The 18,416-nt window shown below is 41.0% G+C and carries 17 protein-coding genes and 3 pseudogenes; 8 read left to right on the plus strand and 12 right to left on the minus strand.

Annotation, left to right across the window (positions count from 1 at the left end):
- Positions 1 to 31 precede the first annotated feature (31 nt).
- Genes thrB through SPD53_RS06125 form a run of 3 tightly spaced genes read right to left on the minus strand, consistent with a single transcriptional unit; the run spans position 32 to position 3,271 of the window.
- On the minus strand, positions 32 to 916 hold the full coding sequence (thrB, locus tag SPD53_RS06115; protein ID WP_336251960.1) for a homoserine kinase: 885 nt from the start codon (positions 914 to 916) through the stop codon (positions 32 to 34).
- Positions 909 to 1,973: a threonine synthase gene (gene thrC / locus SPD53_RS06120; RefSeq protein WP_336251961.1), complete on the minus strand. Its 1,065-nt coding sequence runs from the start codon at positions 1,971 to 1,973 to the stop codon at positions 909 to 911. Before thrC ends, thrB begins: the two co-directional genes overlap by 8 nt.
- Positions 1,970 to 3,271 (minus strand): homoserine dehydrogenase, encoded by a 1,302-nt coding sequence (locus SPD53_RS06125; protein WP_336251962.1) that lies wholly within the window; start codon positions 3,269 to 3,271, stop codon positions 1,970 to 1,972. Before SPD53_RS06125 ends, thrC begins: the two co-directional genes overlap by 4 nt.
- A 196-nt stretch (positions 3,272 to 3,467) precedes the next feature.
- On the opposite strand from SPD53_RS06125, the gene SPD53_RS06130 reads away from it, so the two are divergent.
- Complete coding sequence (locus SPD53_RS06130) at positions 3,468 to 3,620, plus strand: hypothetical protein (RefSeq protein WP_156857631.1); 153 nt, start codon at positions 3,468 to 3,470, stop codon at positions 3,618 to 3,620.
- Positions 3,621 to 3,684: 64 nt separating this feature from the next.
- On the opposite strand, the gene SPD53_RS06135 is transcribed toward SPD53_RS06130, so the two are convergent.
- From SPD53_RS06135 to SPD53_RS06145, 3 genes are all read right to left on the minus strand, one after another.
- Entirely contained in the window at positions 3,685 to 4,197 is a 513-nt protein-coding gene (locus SPD53_RS06135; protein WP_336251963.1) for a methylated-DNA--[protein]-cysteine S-methyltransferase, read from the minus strand.
- A gap of 12 nt (positions 4,198 to 4,209) precedes the next feature.
- Positions 4,210 to 5,379, minus strand: a complete 1,170-nt coding sequence (locus SPD53_RS06140) for an AI-2E family transporter (protein WP_336251964.1) — start codon at positions 5,377 to 5,379, stop codon at positions 4,210 to 4,212.
- A gap of 93 nt (positions 5,380 to 5,472) precedes the next feature.
- Positions 5,473 to 6,636, minus strand: coding sequence for an MFS transporter (locus SPD53_RS06145; protein WP_336251965.1), 1,164 nt, complete (start codon positions 6,634 to 6,636; stop codon positions 5,473 to 5,475).
- Positions 6,637 to 6,922: 286 nt separating this feature from the next.
- On the opposite strand from SPD53_RS06145, the gene SPD53_RS06150 reads away from it, so the two are divergent.
- Positions 6,923 to 7,750 carry a phytoene/squalene synthase family protein gene (locus tag SPD53_RS06150; protein WP_336251966.1) on the plus strand — a complete coding sequence of 276 codons (828 nt, stop codon included), beginning with the start codon at positions 6,923 to 6,925 and terminating at the stop codon, positions 7,748 to 7,750.
- A gap of 187 nt (positions 7,751 to 7,937) precedes the next feature.
- Here the strand turns inward: SPD53_RS06150 and SPD53_RS06155 are convergent, their stop codons facing one another.
- The 3 genes from SPD53_RS06155 to SPD53_RS06165 all read right to left on the minus strand — a co-directional run bounded on the left by SPD53_RS06155 (position 7,938) and on the right by SPD53_RS06165 (position 10,199).
- On the minus strand, positions 7,938 to 8,615 hold the full coding sequence (locus SPD53_RS06155) for a DUF4956 domain-containing protein (protein ID WP_336251967.1): 678 nt from the start codon (positions 8,613 to 8,615) through the stop codon (positions 7,938 to 7,940).
- A gap of 1 nt (position 8,616) precedes the next feature.
- Entirely contained in the window at positions 8,617 to 9,375 is a 759-nt protein-coding gene (locus SPD53_RS06160) for a polyphosphate polymerase domain-containing protein (protein ID WP_336251968.1), read from the minus strand.
- Between the two features lie 290 nt (positions 9,376 to 9,665).
- Entirely contained in the window at positions 9,666 to 10,199 is a 534-nt protein-coding gene (locus SPD53_RS06165) for a hypothetical protein (RefSeq protein WP_336251969.1), read from the minus strand.
- A 100-nt stretch (positions 10,200 to 10,299) separates the two neighbouring features.
- Between SPD53_RS06165 and SPD53_RS06170 the strand changes: the two are divergent.
- From SPD53_RS06170 to ppc, 3 genes and pseudogenes are all read left to right on the plus strand, one after another.
- Positions 10,300 to 10,422 (plus strand): annotated as a pseudogene (locus tag SPD53_RS06170) (TipAS antibiotic-recognition domain-containing protein); the annotation flags it as partial.
- Positions 10,423 to 10,758 (plus strand): annotated as a pseudogene (locus tag SPD53_RS06175) (ATP-binding cassette domain-containing protein); the annotation flags it as partial.
- Positions 10,759 to 10,969: 211 nt separating this feature from the next.
- A complete protein-coding gene (gene ppc / locus SPD53_RS06180; protein WP_336251970.1) occupies positions 10,970 to 13,720 on the plus strand; it encodes a phosphoenolpyruvate carboxylase in 2,751 nt (916 codons plus the stop codon).
- A 271-nt stretch (positions 13,721 to 13,991) separates the two neighbouring features.
- On the opposite strand, the gene SPD53_RS06185 is transcribed toward ppc, so the two are convergent.
- Complete coding sequence (locus SPD53_RS06185; protein ID WP_336251988.1) at positions 13,992 to 14,189, minus strand: type II toxin-antitoxin system PemK/MazF family toxin; 198 nt, start codon at positions 14,187 to 14,189, stop codon at positions 13,992 to 13,994.
- Between the two features lie 190 nt (positions 14,190 to 14,379).
- On the opposite strand from SPD53_RS06185, the gene SPD53_RS06190 reads away from it, so the two are divergent.
- Together SPD53_RS06190 and SPD53_RS06195 are read left to right on the plus strand one after the other, a co-directional pair.
- Positions 14,380 to 14,712, plus strand: coding sequence for a PadR family transcriptional regulator (locus SPD53_RS06190; RefSeq protein WP_336251971.1), 333 nt, complete (start codon positions 14,380 to 14,382; stop codon positions 14,710 to 14,712).
- 2 nt (positions 14,713 to 14,714) lie between these two features.
- A complete protein-coding gene (locus tag SPD53_RS06195) occupies positions 14,715 to 15,260 on the plus strand; it encodes a DUF2812 domain-containing protein (protein WP_336251972.1) in 546 nt (181 codons plus the stop codon).
- A gap of 95 nt (positions 15,261 to 15,355) precedes the next feature.
- Here the strand turns inward: SPD53_RS06195 and SPD53_RS06200 are convergent.
- A pseudogene (locus SPD53_RS06200) lies at positions 15,356 to 15,536 on the minus strand (IS5/IS1182 family transposase); the annotation flags it as partial.
- Positions 15,537 to 15,944: 408 nt separating this feature from the next.
- Here SPD53_RS06200 and SPD53_RS06205 point away from each other — a divergent pair.
- Complete coding sequence (locus SPD53_RS06205; protein WP_336251973.1) at positions 15,945 to 17,240, plus strand: histidine--tRNA ligase; 1,296 nt, start codon at positions 15,945 to 15,947, stop codon at positions 17,238 to 17,240.
- A 324-nt stretch (positions 17,241 to 17,564) separates the two neighbouring features.
- Here SPD53_RS06205 and SPD53_RS06210 read toward each other — a convergent pair whose 3' ends face one another.
- Positions 17,565 to 17,759 carry a hypothetical protein gene (locus SPD53_RS06210; protein WP_336251974.1) on the minus strand — a complete coding sequence of 65 codons (195 nt, stop codon included), beginning with the start codon at positions 17,757 to 17,759 and terminating at the stop codon, positions 17,565 to 17,567.
- Positions 17,760 to 18,416: the final 657 nt, after the last annotated feature.

The raw sequence follows: 18,416 nt of genomic DNA on the forward strand, positions 1-18,416 counted from the left end.
TGCGAGCGAATATAGTTATTCGCTTACACCCTTATTTTTGGTCTACTTTTAATCCACCAATATCCATTTTTAAACTTTCCAAGCGATAATCAGGCAATACCTCTTCTAATGCAGTGATGATCTTATCCCTGCGGTCACTTGGTACAAAGGACATCATCGTCGGTCCGGCACCACTGATGACCGTTCCGAATGCCCCGTGCTCCTTCGCTGTACGTTGGATCAAATCATAATTTGGGATGAGCGGCTTGCGGTGGGGTTCATGGAAAATGTCTTTTTCCATCATTTTCCCAGCAAGTTCATAATCTCCACTTACGAGCGCTGCAACGGTCACATTGCCGATGCCGCTCCCAAGGGCAGCATCGGCAATTGAAAACTGTTCCGGTAGCACGTCTCTTGCCGCTTTCGTCTTCAATTCGACTTCCGGGATAAGCGCAATAAATTCAACGTGAAGTTGGTCGATTTTCAACCAGTCCACTACTCCGTCGATATACGTGGAAATAATGAGCCCGCCGAGGAGGGCAGGCGCAACATTATCCGGATGCCCTTCCATTTCTGTTGCATCCGTTAATTTTTCCTCAGCGGTTAAGTCGAGCCCGCCGAGCTGGTTGGCAAGCTCAATTCCTGCTACAATCGCTGCCGCGCTGCTTCCTAAGCCACGGGCAAGCGGGATGCTCGTCGTTTCTTCTACACGAGCGGGGCGTAAGCTTTTCCCATGTTTTTCGGCGGTTTGTTTTGCAATTAGATAAATGAAATTCTCTTCAAAAGGGACGTCACCAGCAGACGGAGAAATGAATTCCCAATCTGCCTGTTCTGTCACTTCCAATGTTAAGTATAAATCAACTGCTAAACCGATGGAGTCGAAACCGGGTCCGATGTTCGCGGAGCTTGCTGGAACCCGTATCATGAAACTACTCATGGCTCGTCAACTCTTCAATATATTGTTTGATTGCTGCAGTGTCATTCGGAAGGGAGACCGGTTCGATTTCCTGATTGTCCTGAACGGTCTGCGGATCCTTCAATCCATTTCCAGTTAGAACGGCAACGACTTTACTTCCTTGTGGGATATTACCCGCTTTACACTGCTGGATGACGCCGGCAATCGATGCATTGGATCCTGGCTCGGCAAATACGCCTTCCGTTTTAGGAAGATGCTTGAATGCGTATAAAATTTCCTCGTCTCGGACAGAAGTGATGATTCCTTTTGATTCATCGCGGGCAGCTGTTGCGAGGTCCCAGCTTGCCGGGTTCCCGATGCGAATTGCAGTCGCAACAGTTTCTGGATGAGCGATTGGTTCATTTTTCGTAATCGCTGCCGCTCCCTCCGCTTCAAATCCGTAAATTTGCGGTAATCCAGTTTGTTTTTCTTCATGATATTCTTTGAAGCCTTTCCAGTATGCACTGATGTTACCGGCATTACCTACTGGGATAGCTAAAATATCTGGTGCGGATCCGAGCCAATCGCAAATTTCAAAAGCAGCTGTTTTCTGTCCTTCGATCCGGTAAGGGTTTACCGAGTTTACAAGGGTTACTGGGGATGTTTCACTAATCTCACGTACCATCTGCAATGCCTCGTCAAAGTTGCCATCGATTTCAATAATTTCCGCACCGTAAATGACCGCTTGGGCCAATTTCCCTAGGGCGACTTTGCCTTTAGGAATGACAATGATCGCGCGCATCCCAGCCCGAGCTGCATAGGCTGCAGCTGCCGCAGAAGTATTCCCGGTAGATGCACAGATAACTGATTTGCTTCCTTCTTCTTTCGCTTTCGCAATTGCCATAACCATTCCCCGGTCTTTAAACGAACCGGTTGGGTTTGCGCCTTCGATTTTCCCGTAAAGCTCGATACCAAGTTCTTCCGATAAGGAAGGGAAATGGAGGAGTGGTGTGTTTCCTTCATTTAGTGTAAGTTTAGGTGTGTTTTCTGTTACCGGTAAGTAATTCTCATAATGTTGAATCAGTCCTTGCCAAGTCATTCGCTTCCATCTCCTTCAACGCGGTAGTAACTTGAGATTTCTTTTAATACGTCTAATTTCTGGATTTTCTCTAGTAAGTTCGTAAAGTTTTCTTCAGATGTCTGGTGTGAAATGACAATGATTTCAGCAGTTTTCTTCTCATCATTTGGACGTTGAATAATGCGCTTCAAGCTAATTTCATGTTCATGGAAGAGATTAGACAGTTTGGAGAATACGCCTGTCTCATCTTCTACATTTACACGTAAGTAATATTGGGAGAAGCGCTCACTCTCGTCTTTCAGAGCTTTCTTGTAATAACTGTTCACAACCTGTTCTCCTGTAACACCAAGACGGATATTTTTTACGACAGCTACAAGGTCACTCACGATAGCTGTTGCAGTAGGGAGGCTTCCGGCACCAGGTCCGTAAAACATTGTTTCTCCAACCGCTTTTCCGTGTACATAAACGGCATTGTATTCATTCTTCACCGATGCAAGTGGGTGTTCATTAGATAAGAACGTCGGCAGTACATGGGTTTCAAGTTCGCCGTTTTTAAAATCCGCATAACCAATCAGCTTCATCGTATATCCAAGTTCATTTCCGTTCTGGATATCTTCTGCTGTAATGTTGGAAATACCTGATACTTTTACATCACCCAGGTCAACCGGTACTGAAAATGCAAGACGGGCAAGGATAGCCATTTTACGAGCGGCGTCAAGTCCTTCCACATCCGCAGTCGGATCGGCTTCTGCAAACCCAAGCTCTTGCGCTTGTTTTAAAGCAGCTTCATATGTGGCTCCTTCTTCCGCCATTTTTGTTAATATGTAATTTGTCGTTCCATTGACAATTCCCATGACACGTTCAATCCGGTCAGATGATAATCCATCTGTAATTCCTCGAAGAATCGGAATACCGCCAGCAACGCTCGCTTCATAGAAAAAGTCACATTTATTTTTCTCTGCTTCGGCATGCAGTTCTGGGCCATGTAGGGCGACTAAGTCTTTGTTCGCTGAAATGACGTGCTTTTTCGCAGCAAATGCTTGGAGGATATAATCTTTCGCCGTATCGATTCCACCCATGACTTCAATGACAACATCTATCTCTGAATCATTTAATACATCATCCGGATTAACGGTAAGGAGGGAGGGGTCGACATCTACTTCTCTCGCCTTTTCCAGGTTGCGGACGAGGATACGCTTTACTTCAACAGTTACACCAAGCTGATGCTTTAACTTTTCCTGGTGTTCGTTAATAATTTGAACAACCCCTGATCCAACGACACCGAGACCTAATAAACCAACTGATACTTTGTTCTCCATTTCATCACCTCATCACTGCAGTAGAATGCAGTATAATTTTCTATATTTAATCAATTTAACCATGAAAAGTGCAGGATATCAATACGGAAGCAAAGAGTTTTTTATTTAAAGCGCTTACTTTTTGGAGGGGATGAATAACAATTATGTTTTATCTTAATATCTTATAGTAGCCCGTTACAAGAGGGAGGAAGTGCAATTGCGTTATGAAATAATTGGAAGTTTATTTTTTATCCTACTGTTTCTTGGAGTGTTCGTTGGAATCATCTTTAACAAAGTCGAACTATTCGGCTTCTTAGGTCTACTGCTTGGACTAGGAGTAGTTTTCTTATTTCGGAAAAGGAAAAAATGAGCGGGACAGGGGGTCAGAGCGATTGTCCCCGGGACAATTGCTCTGACCCCCTGTCCCGCTAGGCTTACGCTCCTTCGAGTTGGAGGAGGGATTTCTTCAGGGTGAGGCCGGCGCGGAAGCCTCCAAGGGTGCCGTTCTTCTGGATGACACGGTGGCAGGGTACAGCAATGAGGACAGGATTTCTTCCAATTGCTGTTCCGACAGCTCGAATGCTTTTCGGATTTCCAATTGCCTCTGCAATCTCAGAATAGGTTCTCGTCTCCCCATAAGGAATGTGCTGTAAAGCTTCCCAAACGGCAAGCTGGAACGCGGTGCCCTTAAGATCAAGAGGAACATCAAGCATTTTTTTCTCCCCTGAAAAGTAGTTTTCGAATGCGCGCTTATAATATTGTAGCTTCTTTTCATTCCGCTCAAATGATTGATTTGGGTTCTGCTTTAGTAGCCAAGTCTTCATATCTTCTTCTGTTTCATTGAATCCACCGGCCCAGCACAACCCTTTCTCCGTAGCAGCTAAAATCATACGCTCCCCGTTCGATTTTAGCGAGCTGAAATAAATGACGTCCGCATTCCTATCCATCTGGAACAACTCCTAACTGTTTTTTATTTCATCCTCGTTAATCGGATACGTTCCGTGCACTTCACCAAAGAACTTATTATATCGTTGTTTAAATTTATCAAATAGATATTGGACAAGAACTTTCAAAATTGCATATCCTGGGATCCCTAGGATAACACCAACAATGCCGAAGAGATTTCCGGATACAAGCAAGACGATGATAATCGTAAGCGGGTGGATCTGCATCGTGCGCCCCATCACATTCGGGGAAATAAAGTTCCCTTCTAAGAACTGCACAGCCGCCCAAACAATCGCAAGCTTCAGCAGCATAAACGGGGAGTCGACAATCGAAATAATGATTGCCGGAAGAATCGCGATAGTCGGCCCGAGATATGGTACAACAGACGTCACTGCAGCAATGATTGCGAGTGTCAACGCGTAAGGCATACCAATAATTAAGTAACCGATATATAAAAGAATTCCGATGCAAGTCGCAACGATAATCTGACCTTGGATATAAGAACCGACCTGTGTATCCATATTATGAAGAATCCGGCTCACATCTTTTCTGAAAGCTGGTGGCAGCAAGGTCAAGAAATAATTTTTAAATCGTCCTCCATCCTTTAACAAGAAGAAAAGAATAATAGGAAATGTCACAATCGTGACGACAATATTTGTTACCGCAGAAGCGAACGTCTGCACACTTTCAAAGGCGTTAATCAGGTATCCGCCAACGATACCCGGCAGATCACTTAAATTATTAGCCACCCAGTTATATCCTTCCTCATAATAAGGTGCGAGAAAAGAGCTTTGCACCCAATTCGTAATGGTTTCCCCGAGTTGGGATAGATAATTAGGGAAGTTCCGGATTAAATCGTTAATTTGCGTTTCGATCAGTGGAGCTGTAAGCAGCACAACACCTGTTAAAATACCGGCAATCGCAAGTATCAGAATAATGATTCCCCAAATCCGTTTAATTCGGAACCGCTCGAGTAAATTCACAATCGGATTTAATAGATAAAAGGCAATGAATGCCAATATCAGTGGCGGCGTTATGGTCGAAACGATAACGAGCACTGGATAGAACACAAAAGAAATCCGCTCAAAAATAAAAATGGTGAGCCCAATCAGCGATAATAAAGCAAAGAGAAAGAATAAATTTTTACCGCCGAGAAATGTAATAAATCTGCTTGTTTGCTTCATCTTTTACCTCTTTTCCCCGTAGACAGTTGTTCGTTTTAGTTTAATGAAATAACTTACCTTCAGTATAAGATAAATAGAGATTAAAAAACAGCATCAATTCGTTACCAATTCTTTATTTTTCTCCTTTTGTCTGTTAGAAAGAAGCATCGTGAGAAAAGCAACGACAACAAATAGGCCACCGATGTATGGATTGATTTCTACTCCTACTCGGTCAATTGAAATTCCGCCGATGAAGGAACCAAAGGCAATACCGAAGTGGAGAGCGGAGTTGCTGATGCTGATTTGCATATCCGCTGTTTCCGGAGCAGAATCGATTAAATAACTTTGCATCGGGGGTGTGACTGACCAACTCATTAATCCCCACAAGGCAAGCACGACAATAAATAATGGCATGATTGATGTTGTATGGGAGATGGCGAATAGCATGGCAGCATAAATCGTAATGAAGAGCAAGATTACTCGCGTATTACCAAATTTATCTCCCAATGTTCCACCGAAAGCTCCTCCACTTACCGCAGCAAGCCCGAACAGGAGATACACGATGCTAATGCTATTTTCCTCAAGCCCCATCGTTACTTGTACAAATGGTGTCAAATAGGCATATAACACTGCATGTCCCGTGAGCATGAGAAAGATGGTTAAATGGGCGAAGAAAACTTTCTGGTCTTTCAGTGAAAGGAATTGTTCTTTAATTGTACTGACTGGACGTGGAGCAACGCGCTCCATGAAGAAATAGACTCCAACCATACTAATGACAGTGAGAATAACAATCATGAGAAAAGGAGCACGCCACCCGAACAGGTTGCCAAGACTTAGCCCAATTGGTACACCTAACACAAGCGAAGCACTAACACCCATACTTACAATCCCAATCGCACGTCCGCGGTATTTAGGTTCGACAATGTTCGCTGCGAGCACAACACAGAGGATGATTAAGATTGAACTGCTCACGGCAGAAATAATTCTTCCGATAAAGAGAATACTATAAGACGGACTAATTAGTGCAAGTATATTCCCGAATAAGAAGACGGTTAAGGAAATCAATGCGAGTCGTTTTCGCTCGACTTTCGCAGTGAGAACGAGCAGAATCGGAGCAGCAATAGCGAATGTAAGAGAGAAGATTGTAATCAGCATTCCCGCAGATCCGAGACTCACATTCAAATCTTCCGCAATCAGATCGAGAATTCCCCCGATAATGAGCTCCACCATTCCGACGACAAAGGATACCGTCATTAAAAAATAGACACGTTTATTCATGATGTAACGACCTTTCTATTATTAGTACATGTATTAACAGTCTGTTATACCCCCCACCTCTAAACAAGAGGGAAAACCAAAATGTTAAGGTGGGGATAAACAGTCCGTAAATTCCTGATTCTGTTCAACTAACATTCAGTGGGGAGGGAAGCCCCACTGAATGAAGTTTCACTTTATTATTCTACGGGTTAACCGTTAATTTCACAAGAGTCGAGCATAAGGAGGAAAAAGCGCGTGAAGTTTGTTATAATTGAATTACCTCAAGTTTTAAAGGGAGGACAACGTGTTGAGCACAGAAGTGAAATTACAAAAAGAAGCAATGCACATGTTAAAGCTGACAAGTAGAACTTTTTATATACCAATTAAATTATTAAAATCGAAGCTACGAAAAACAGTTGGCGCAGCTTATTTATGCATGCGTGCGATTGATGAGATTGAAGATCATGAAACAATGCAGAAAGAAACGAAAACACATTTACTGCGGAAGACAGCTGAACTGTTGCGGTCCGAAAAAGGTTTTGACCGTGAAGCATATGAAACGCTAATCAAGCCTTACGAAGAATTACCGGAAGTAACTCAGCGCCTCGCTGATTGGATCGACGTCTGCCCAGCGGAAATTACTAGGAAAGTGATGGAAGCAACAAGCATTATGGCGGACGGAATGGCGAAATGGGTCGAAAAAGACTTCATTGTAACGACAAAGGAAGAACTTGATGAATATACGTACTTTGTAGCTGGGATCGTTGGTGTTATGCTATCCGATATTTGGAAGTGGTATGACGGTACGGAAACCGATTATGACCTCGCAATCGGATATGGCCGCGGTCTGCAAGCGGTGAACATGTTAAGAAATCAGGACGAAGATGCGGAACGTGGTGTCCGTTTCATCCCGGATGGTTGGACGCGTGCTGATATGTTCGATTATGCTCGAGATAACTTGGCCAAGGCGGATGAATATATGGAAGACCTTGAGACGAAGAATATTGTCCTCTTCTGCCGAATTCCGCTTGCCCTTGCGAAGAAGACGCTAAAAGCAATGGATGACGGACACGAGAAGATGACCCGGACCGAAGTAGAAAATACCGTGGACGAGATTTTAAAAGAAGAAGCATAAGAAAAAAGCTGCCATTTTGAGCTGGGCAGCTTTTTTGTGGCATAGGAAACTATAATATAAAAATGCTGTAATAATATAGGTATCCTAGGCTAGCCACGTCCGGCTTCAGCTCCCAGCAACTATCAAACTTCACACTCCTCCAGTTTGTACGTTGCTGAACGGGCGCTTCCGCCTTTGGTCTCTTTAATTAATTTCCAGATTGCAAGTACGATAAAGATACTTTCAGGTTCGCGTTCTTTTCCCGAATCCGGTCGAGCAGTACTTTATCGTTCGTATCATTCTTCGTCCGGATTGCGTATGTGTACATAATCATCGTTCCAAGGTTTGTCGTTTCCACCTGGCGCAGGTGACTTGAGAGTGTGAACTCTTCGAATACGTCATCAAGCAGGTTCTCATGGTTCAAATTCTCCGGTACGGTCACTTTAAGAATCTGGGTGTCCTTGCCTTTCCCATAATTGACTTTATGGAGGATATAAAATAAAATACTTGCGAAAAATGTCAAGATGATGGCTAACTGGAATTGATATAATCCACTAGTCATCCCAACCGAAAGCCCGAAAAATATATAAGCAATATCTTTTGCATCTGTTACAGCACTACGGAAGCGGATTAGGGAGAAGACTGCGAATAAACCAAAGGCAACTCCGGCATTCCCGCTCACCACGTTCATAATAACAGATACGACAACACTCATGATAATGATTGTGTGCACGAAATTCTGAGAATAACGCTCACCTGAAAAGGTAATTTGATAAACAAGCGTAATAATAATACTTAAAATCGTTGTAAGTGCCATTGCGGCTAAACTGAGCACCAATGTCGTTTCCCCACCATCTACTGTAAAAAATTGATTGATCATATCCATCTTACATTCCTCCTATATGAACCGTTTCACGCGCCGTTCCTGCGGGTGATGCGATACCATGCAATAATTCCATACTTGTGCAAAACTTCGAAGCACTTCGCTGTTCGCAATCGAGCTCCTGCAAAATACGTGCAAGCCATAATGGGACACTATCATTCACTTTCACTTCAAGAACAACGAGATCTTCATCAATGAATAAGTCCCCATAAGAACCGTTTGCCAACTGTAAATCCTCATCCCTGCAGCGTAAATTAAAGTCGAATGTCATTCTTAAGTCTGCATCTTCTTTATGATGCAATGCATGCCGGTCATAACTGACGACCATTTCCGGTTCTAAATGATATAAGTTTCTAAAGTAGTCGATTTCTCGTAATACTTGCAGATTGGAAGTCTCGAATTCTTCCAAACTCCGATTCGGGAAATAAATGTAACGGTAGGCTTCAGATAAAGGAAGACGCATCCGTCGTTTATTCACAACCTTCTTATGTTTCTGTTTCACTTCGAAAAAAGCCGTACTATCCAAAGCCGCATCATCATACACACGTAGTCTCAGCTTTTGCCGATACTTTAATTTGTTCTTCGTTTCATAATAAATTTTCCAGTCGTTACTTTCGAAATAGAGGCTCGTCACCGTGTACTTGCCATTGTTACCGAACTTATCCGGCCGCATGTAGGGAGAAATCCTGTCAACAAGTTCTTCATATTGTTTCGTTGTAATTAAATATTTCTGTTCTCTTCTCCTAAAAATTTCAATTGCCATGTCCTTTCTCCTCCTTGCAATGTAATATTATCCGCCAGAGGTAAAAGCGCGCTGTGAGGAAGATGAGAAATTGGTAAGAATTTGTTGATGAATTGTTAATATAAATTTACATTTGAGTTCAGGTCTAGAGTTCTATTGGACGAGTCTCATAGATTTCCCTTCCTATTTGTCCGATAGCCCAATCTAACAACTCACCATTACGGAAACAACATCGGACTTAATGGTCTGTCCAACTTATATCATTAAAAAAACAGGACATCCAAGAATAGTGCTTGAATGTCCCGCTCCTATTAAAAGCATTGGAAGGATTGAATTTGATTAAGGTCGATTCCGAAATACACCCAACGGTTCCCTCGCCAGCGGAAACCTGCGATTGAATTTCTTCCGACAAAGGTCGGGTAGAACCAGAATTGATCTCTTCTTAACCAAATATAAGTGAAGCGGAATAAACAGCCGCGAATAGCGCCCGGATCAACAGCAAAGGTTTGCACCTGACTTTGCTGTGGGGTGAAATTCGGTGGTGGAGCGGAAGGTGGTCCTACTTGCTGCTGCCCTTGCCCTGGAAATCCGCCCGGTCCTCCGGGTCCTCCAGGTCCACCCGGCGGCCAGCCTCCTCCGAAGTTAGGCCCACCAGGTCCCCCTGGTGACCAGCTGCCACCAGAGCCAGGTCCCAACTGTCCACTTGGAAACCCTGGTCCAAACGGTGGAGGAGATTGCTGTCCGCCACCGACAATTGGTAAATTACTCGGGAATAGTCTTTCCTCATCATACTCTTCGTACTCATCATGTGGGTATTGATACGGATCATACGGATTATGATTCATTCGTTCAACCTCCTAAACATACTCTTCCATTCACTATATGGTGAAAACGTCTAGAAGGAGATTGAATTACCCAAGAATGGGCGAATGAAATAAAAATAATTTTAAAGGACTTGGTGAGATGTATGTCGCAGATGAGCGATTCACGAAAAACATTGACCAGTTTGGGGAAGGCTTGGCAATGTTTATGCGGGATGCGATGGCTGTGTATACTGAAGGGAAATAAACCGGTGCTGGAAAAACAGCCTTGATCAATTTATTAATGAGATTTTATGAATTAAATAGTGGTTCGATTAAGGTTGATGGAATCAATATACAAGCTATGTCACGTTCTGAACTGAAAAAATATTAGGTATCGTTCTTCAGAATACGTGGCTATTTAATGGAACGATTAAGGAAAATATAGCTTATGGTAATGAAAGCGCTCAAAAATGCTGACCTTATATTGGTAATGGATAAAGGAAATATTATGGAGCAAGGCACACATGTTGAATTATTGGAGAAAAAGGGGTTTTATGCAGACCTATATAACAGCCAATTCTCGAACAAGCCAGCGATATGAGAAGCATTGGTTGGCTATATGCTTGATAAATCATTCGCCAAGTAAGAAAAATATGGATATATTAAAAGCAAAAAAGCCGAATGCACCGTATCATTCGGCTTTTTGCTATCAAAAGTGAATCTATTATTTACACTGAAAATCGATGTTAGACTTTATTAATTTTTAAGATAAGTGGTATGATAGAAAGAATACAACTAAGGAGGGGACAAAAATGATAGAAACAACAGCTCATAACACTCCATTGCAAAATGATGTGAATATGCTTGGAAATATACTAGGCGAAATATTAGTCCTCCATGGTGGTAAAGCGTTATTTGATAAAGTCGAAACGATTCGAAAAATGACGAAAAGTATTCGAAAAAAATTCGATAAAGATTTGTATGCGGAATTGAAACAAGAAATCAGCAACTTACAACCACCAATGAGGCAACAAGTAATTCGGGCATTTTCTGTTTATTTCCATCTCGTGAACGTAGCGGAGCAGAATCACCGGATTAGGCGCAGACGCCAATATCTACTTGAGGAAGGGACAAGTCAAGCCTTCTCACTCGAGAAAGCGGTCACTAAAGTAAAGGAATATAATTTGAATGAAGAAGAGATACAGGACGTTCTCAATGACTTATCGATTGAACTAATTATGACGGCTCACCCAACCGAGGCGACAAAGCGAACGGTCCTTGAAAGTCAAAAACGGATATCAGAAAACCTTCGTAAAATAGATAACCCGCTTATCACCGAGTGGGAGAGGAAAGCAATTGAGGACAGTCTGTTCAACGAAGTAATGGCATTATGGCATACCGATGAATTAAGACATAGGAAGCCGGAAGTGTTGGATGAAGTGAAGAATGGTCTCTATTACTTTAATCAGGTCCTCTTCGATACACTACCTGACGTTTTCTGGGAATTGGAATTACAGCTCCGGGATCAGGTAGCAGAGAAGGAGTGGCAAGTGCCAAACTTTATCCGTTTCGGTTCCTGGATCGGTGGTGATAGGGACGGGAATCCGAATGTAACGCCAGAAATCACTTGGACGACACTTGAAATGCAACAGCAGCTTATTTTAAAGAAATATGAAGCTTCCATTACGAATTTAATGAGAAGGTTCAGTCAATCTACAGAACGCCTAGTTATCGAACAAGAATTCATCGAAAAGGTAGAAGCTGAGGAGAAAGAATACTTAGAAAAAGATGAAAAATGGCGAGTGAAATCCGAAGTCTATCGACGTAAATTTGCTGTTATTTTAAAACGTATCAGAGAAAAAGGGAAATCAGTCTTAGGCTATACCCGTGCAGAGGAATTAGCTAGTGACCTGAAGGAAATCAAAAGAAGTGTAGAAAAACATTTACCAGAAAATAGAAAACTAAAAGCGATTCGCAAGCTTATCCGCCAAGTAGAGATGTTTGGTTTCCATTTGGCGACACTGGATATCCGGAATCACAGCGGGGAACATGAATCAGCAATTGCAGAGATTTTAAAAGTAGTCAAACTCGCTGACGATTATTCCAATCTTACGGAAACCGAGAAACAAGCATTCTTGTATAAAATATTGGAAGACCCAAGACCATTACTGCTTACAGACGATAGATATTCCAAAGCGACACAGGATATGTTACGCGTATTCAAAATGATTAAGCAGGTACATGAAGAATTTGGCAAACGTGCGATTGAAGTTTATTTAATTAGTATGACAGAATCTCCAAGTGACTTACTGGAAGTCCTTGTACTTGCTAAAGAAGTTGGACTGTACCGGATCAATCAGGACGGAACAGTAGAAAGTGATTTGGACGTCGCACCACTACTTGAAACAATTGATGATTTGAAAGCAGGTCCGGAGATCATGCAGACCTTATTTGAGGCAGACGTTTACAAAAAACAACTGGAAGCACGTCACAATCATCAAGAAATTATGCTTGGCTATTCCGATGGAAGCAAAGACGGTGGAACGCTAAGCGCGAATTGGGAACTGTTTAAAGCACAGAAAGATATTCACCGGATGGCAAGAAATTATAATATTCATTTGAAGTATTTCCATGGACGTGGCGGCTCATTAGGTCGCGGGGGTGGTTCACTCCATACGAGTATTCTCTCACAGCCAGTGGAAACACTTGGAGATGGTGTGAAAATTACGGAGCAAGGTGAAGTACTATCCTCGAGATATTTACTGGAAGATATCGCCTACCGAAACTTGGAGCAAGCAGCTTCCGCTTTATTTGAAGCGAGCGCCAAAGTTGCGAGCGCACCTGACCAGATGGAACTTCGTAAAGAAGAATGGGAAACAGCAATGGAAGTCATTTCAGAAAAATCATTGGAAAAATATCAATCCCTTGTTTTCGGTGATCCCGATTTCCTAACCTATTTCAACGAAGCGACACCACTAGCGGAACTTGATGCATTAAATATCGGCTCCCGCCCAATGAGCAGAAAGAACAGCCAGCATTTCGAGGACTTGCGTGCAATCCCATGGGTATTCGCCTGGACACAGTCGAGACACTTACTCCCGGCTTGGTATGCAGCAGGTACAGGCTTACAAACATTCATAGACCAGGATGAAAGTAACTTGGAGATCCTGCAGACGATGTATAACGATTGGGCTTTCTTCCATGCAACGATCAACAACTTGCAAATGGCTTTATTGACGGCAGATATGGGAAGTGCGAGAGAGTACTTGGAATTAGTGGAAGATCCAGAAGTAGCCAAACGGATATTTAACAATATTAAGGATGAGTATAAACGAACAAGAGCGGCATTATTGCAAATTACTGGCAATGAAGTGCTCCTAAGCCACTCACCGAATATTCGAGAATCCGTCCATCTCCGTAATCCATATGTTGACCCGTTAAACATTTTGCAGGTCGATTCCATCCGGAGATTAAGAGCGACGGAAAATCCTTCTGAAGAATTGAAGACGGATGTGTTATTGACGATTAATGGTGTTGCGGCGGGGTTAGTTAATACGGGTTGATTAGAAGGAAAATTAAATAGTGAAATGAAGAAACCAGATTGGCTGTTGTAGACAGTTAAGCTGGTTTTTTCATATGGTTCACCAGCAATAAACTTTCATATATAAAGAACCCCCGAGGAGATTCCCTGCGGGGTGGTTTGCCCGCGACATGACGGGCGAAGTATTGTTAGTCTATTCATATAAGAGAAATATATGCAAAAAAATAAAAGGAGCCAATATGAGGGCTCCTTTTTGAATTCACGATTATTATTCAATGAATAAACCTTGTATTTTAGTGTTTTTGACAAGGAGCGACTATTATATTGCTTGCAGTGGAGTTAATTAAGTTGTTCGAGATAACTATTACAGGTCTATCCGCTTCAATATTTGAGTTTTGTTCGGATCCGACATTTTCGCCTAGTTCACATAAATAAATCCCGCCTTGGACAGTCCCTCTTCTTCTAAGTGCTTCTTCATAGTTAGCCTTCAGAAATCCGAAATAGTCATCTACTTGATTGCCTCACATGCTTCTTCAATTCTTCATAAATCCTTGTATGAATGTTCATATGAGTAATAAAAAAATATTTCAGATTAATCCAATATTCGGTTTGGCTTCTATATCGGTTAGTGATATAGTATATATAAATATATCACTAACTGATATATTTAGGAGGATGCTCATGTCAAAAAACCACACCTTAGAAATTGAGGAACTTACGGATATCCCTTTCTATATACTGTTGTTCCTAGTACAACCAAAACATGGATATTTAATAATGAAAACAATTGATTCAATGACAAACGGTAAATTCTTAATTGGACCTGCTTCTTTATATTCAAATATCCAAAAGCTTTTAGTGTCAGGGCTAATTGAATTAGTAAGTAGTGAAAATAAGCAAAGGAAAACATATCAAACAACAGAAAAAGGTATTCAATTGTTAAAAAAAGAAGTTCAGCGTAGGAGAGAAATGATTACTCTTGCTGAAGATATATTGAAAGAGAAGGGAGAATAAGCATGACGACAACAAAATATATTAGAAATAATGGGCTTGGACGTTTTGAGGAAAAAGAAATGGCAAAGCTGGAAAGGTACTCACGGCAAGGGTGGCATTTAGAAGGATTTTATGGATTTAAATTCAAGCTAAGAAAGGGAGAGCCGAGGAATTTAAAGTACTCACTTGATTATCAAAAGTATCCTGACAAAGAATATTTTTCATTCTTTGAAGACGCGGGATGGATGCATGTATGCTCTGCTGATGAAATTCATATATTTTGCGCTCCACAGAATGCAACACCCATACATACTGATACTATAAGCAGAATAGAAATGTATGAAGAGGAAAAGAAACACATGGGTAAAAGAGCTTTTCCATTTTTAATAGCGTCAGTCTTGTTCTTTTTGTTTGGGATCCTGGGGAATTACCTCGGTATAAATGAGAGAATAAATGCTTTTGCTATAATGCTCGGTGGAATATCAGCGTTAGGCCTTATGTTCCCCGGAATAGTCTATTATGATTTAAGCGTGCGATTAAAAAATCTCAGAAGAAACAAATACACTTAATTTCGAGTCAATTTCAGAATTGCTCTTTTTTAAAAAATATACAGATGAATAGAATTTCTAAATTTTATTTTTAAAAACAGAAATCATGTAGTTTGTTACTGATTTAATTGCGCATTGATCCGATCCGCAGCGAGTTTTGATGCGTTATAAACAAGTGTAACCAGGTCAAAATGGATTTTTGCACGTTCACCGGTGCGGTAACGGACATATCTAGCTGAAACCATTCTTTGAGATAGGCGTCACATGCCCTACAGCAGTACGACGTTTGTAAATGTTTAATTGAATAAGCAATGAGACCAATAATTAAACCGATTACATAGACGAGTAGAAACAAGATTTATCCCCCCTTTCCTATTTTCGATTGTATCATGGTTGGCAAAAAATATAGACTGTTCATATCATAGGAGCTAGAATAACCTTGATTTTATGTAAATAAAGCTGGAATAAAAAAATTACTTGAGTTATATTTTAAAATACTGTAGAATAACTAGAAATAAGGTGGGATAAAGTATGTCTATTATTCAGCGCTTATTATTATCTGAACAAATCCATCATATCAATTAGCCTTGCTACCCGATTTTAAAAAAATCGCAAACAGGAAGGCTATTTATCATGAACCGCATCTGATTAAATATAACTTTAATCAGATGCGGTTTTTTATTTATCTAAAAGGGAGGAAAAATGATGAAAAAGATGAAGTACCAAAATGTGAAGGGGACACAGGATTATTTGCCGGAAGCAGAAGAAGTAAGAAGATATATCAGAAGAAAGTTGGAAGATGTTTTCATCCAATATGGATACAAGCCGTTAGAAACTCCAATCTTGAATTACAGTGATCTGCTTGCTTCCAAATACGGTGGTGGGGCGGAAATATTAGAGGAAATGTATACATTAACGGATCGTGGAGAGCGGGATTTAGCTTTGCGCTATGATCTGACGATACCGTTTGCAAAAGTAATCGGCATGAATCCCACCTTAGGAATGCCTTTTAAACGATATGAAATAGGAAAAGTCTTTCGAGATGGTCCGATAAAAACAGGTAGGTTTAGAGAATTCACCCAATGTGATGTCGATATTGTCGGAGTCGAGACGCAAATGGCAGAGGCAGAATTGCTTCTGCTTGTAATCGATGTCTTTCGTCAGTTGAATATGAAGGTGCAGATTCAATTCAATAACCGGAAATTACTCGTCGGTATGCTGGAAGTATTTAAAACAAATCCAGAAAAAATAAACAACGTGATTCTAATCCTCGATAAGCTTAAGAAAGTTGGTCTGAATGCAGTCGTAAATGAGTTGGAAGAGCAAGAGTTATCTGCGTTCACAGTGGATGCGATAAAAGAATTTTTAATGAGTAAGAACAACTCTAATTACAATTATTTCGTAACTTATGCCAAGCAAAATGAACAAGTAGCTAAAGGTCTGAATGAATTAAAGGAGCTTGATGAATATTTAAGCATGTTGGGGATCAGGGAACAATGTGTATTCCAGCCGTTTTTGGCGCGAGGATTAGACATTTATACGGGAACAATTTATGAAGTATTTTTAAAGGATCAAGCGATAAAATCCAGTATTGGAAGCGGCGGAAGGTACGACAATGCAATAGGAGGATTCATCGGTACGGATGAAAAATTTCCTACTGTCGGTTTGTCCTTTGGCTTAGATGTCATTTACACCGCTTTAAATAAGACGGGTAGGGGATTTATGAGCAAGATGGACGTAGACTATTATATTATTCCTTTGAAAACACCCAAAGAATCGTTGCTTGTTGCAAAATCTTTAAGGGAGAAAGGGTATAAAGTGGAACTTGAATTGGTGGACAAAAAATTGGGGAAAGCACTTGATAAAGCGAACAAGGAAAATGTGAAAAAAGTGATTATTGTTGGCGAAGAAGAGGTTGCTAAGAATCAAATTACGATAAAGGATATGGAAACCGGTGAAGAGACGGTTGAATCTTTTGTGTTTAATGAGCTTTTGAATTAAAAGATTGCATGCCATAGAAGGACTGTAAAAGAGATAGTACCTCTTAGTAAATACCGAGGTACTATCTTAAAATATTAAAAATACTATATGCAGCGGATTGTTTTCACCACATTTAGATATGGTTACTCTGCAATCCTGTAATACATGAGCTGTATCTTGATACGGGGGTATAATGTACGATCACTATTAAGGATTATTTTCGAATTATTAGTCCCATAGGTATGATTATCATTCTTTGCGCCCCCCCGTAAAATTAGTTGGTATGTTCTCCATGGAGGCATTTAGCTGGTGGGGACTCTCTAATAATCTGTCTGGCAGAAAAATCTACTCACCGTTCAAGGTAAGAGATTGATTTTTATGTAATGGATAATCACTTAAGCCTAATACACCATCTCGAGCAATCGGCTGATCTGTCGGTGCATGATAGAAGAGCCATAGCAAGCGAAAAGCAGTTAATACGGCGAAAATGACAAGTAGAATAAGAATGTTTTTTGTGAGTTTTTGAGTTGATGTAGACATGGTTATTTCCTTTCGGGATACTGATGTCGTCTCGATTATAGTAGGATTTGGGAGGGAAATGTATGGGGGTTCAGTGTCGAACATAAACATAGAAAAAGAACTCATTCACAAGATATAGATAAAGAAACAATTAATATTCCGCGAAGAGAGTCATAGGGAGAGAAATATTTCCCGGGAAATGTTGAAAAATGAAAAAATATGCTTACATTTGTATTAAGCCATACTTTGTTTAAAAACGTAACACAAGGTTGTTTAGGGAAGGACGGCAAAAGCCAATACACCGCTTCGTTCATAAGTTTGGGAGGAGGTAGGAGTCAGTGAATGCCAAGAAAATGGATAACGAAGCCAGTAAAGCAAAAGCTCGAGAACTTAGGAAAACATTATATCTTTGTGCCAATGGAAGTGCGTAAAGCCAAAGTAAAAAGAACGTTGGAAAGGCCGTATGAGAGAAAATTTCACGTACGTTTTGATGAGGGGAACGGGAAAAAGAATTGCCCTCTTGTCTGGCTTAGTAAGGTGGAAAGCCCTGAACCCTGAGGATAAAGAAGGCAATATCTAATCCCTGTTTTCTACATTACATGTATATTCATCTGTTTAAAGAAGTTCCCCTATATCCATAGAAATTTGATTTCTTACTAAAATTACTCAAGAAAAAGA

This window comes from Oceanobacillus sp. MO10714A (assembly GCF_037072045.1).
Taxonomy (GTDB): Bacteria; Bacillota; Bacilli; order Bacillales; family Amphibacillaceae; genus Oceanobacillus; species Oceanobacillus indicireducens.

Coding starts and splice junctions, on each gene's coding strand:
- SPD53_RS06155 (WP_336251967.1), bottom strand. CDS start 8,615: ATGGATATGATCAATCAATTTTTTACAGTAGATGGTGGGGAAACGACA.
- SPD53_RS06195 (WP_336251972.1), top strand. CDS start 14,715: ATGACGACAACAAAATATATTAGAAATAATGGGCTTGGACGTTTTGAG.
- SPD53_RS06210 (WP_336251974.1), bottom strand. CDS start 17,759: ATGTCTACATCAACTCAAAAACTCACAAAAAACATTCTTATTCTACTT.
- SPD53_RS06125 (WP_336251962.1), bottom strand. CDS start 3,271: ATGGAGAACAAAGTATCAGTTGGTTTATTAGGTCTCGGTGTCGTTGGA.
- thrB (WP_336251960.1), bottom strand. CDS start 916: ATGAGTAGTTTCATGATACGGGTTCCAGCAAGCTCCGCGAACATCGGA.
- SPD53_RS06190 (WP_336251971.1), top strand. CDS start 14,380: ATGTCAAAAAACCACACCTTAGAAATTGAGGAACTTACGGATATCCCT.
- SPD53_RS06145 (WP_336251965.1), bottom strand. CDS start 6,636: ATGAATAAACGTGTCTATTTTTTAATGACGGTATCCTTTGTCGTCGGA.
- SPD53_RS06160 (WP_336251968.1), bottom strand. CDS start 9,375: ATGGCAATTGAAATTTTTAGGAGAAGAGAACAGAAATATTTAATTACA.
- SPD53_RS06135 (WP_336251963.1), bottom strand. CDS start 4,197: ATGGATAGGAATGCGGACGTCATTTATTTCAGCTCGCTAAAATCGAAC.
- ppc (WP_336251970.1), top strand. CDS start 10,970: ATGATAGAAACAACAGCTCATAACACTCCATTGCAAAATGATGTGAAT.
- SPD53_RS06140 (WP_336251964.1), bottom strand. CDS start 5,379: ATGAAGCAAACAAGCAGATTTATTACATTTCTCGGCGGTAAAAATTTA.
- SPD53_RS06165 (WP_336251969.1), bottom strand. CDS start 10,199: ATGAATCATAATCCGTATGATCCGTATCAATACCCACATGATGAGTAC.
- SPD53_RS06205 (WP_336251973.1), top strand. CDS start 15,945: ATGAAAAAGATGAAGTACCAAAATGTGAAGGGGACACAGGATTATTTG.
- thrC (WP_336251961.1), bottom strand. CDS start 1,973: ATGACTTGGCAAGGACTGATTCAACATTATGAGAATTACTTACCGGTA.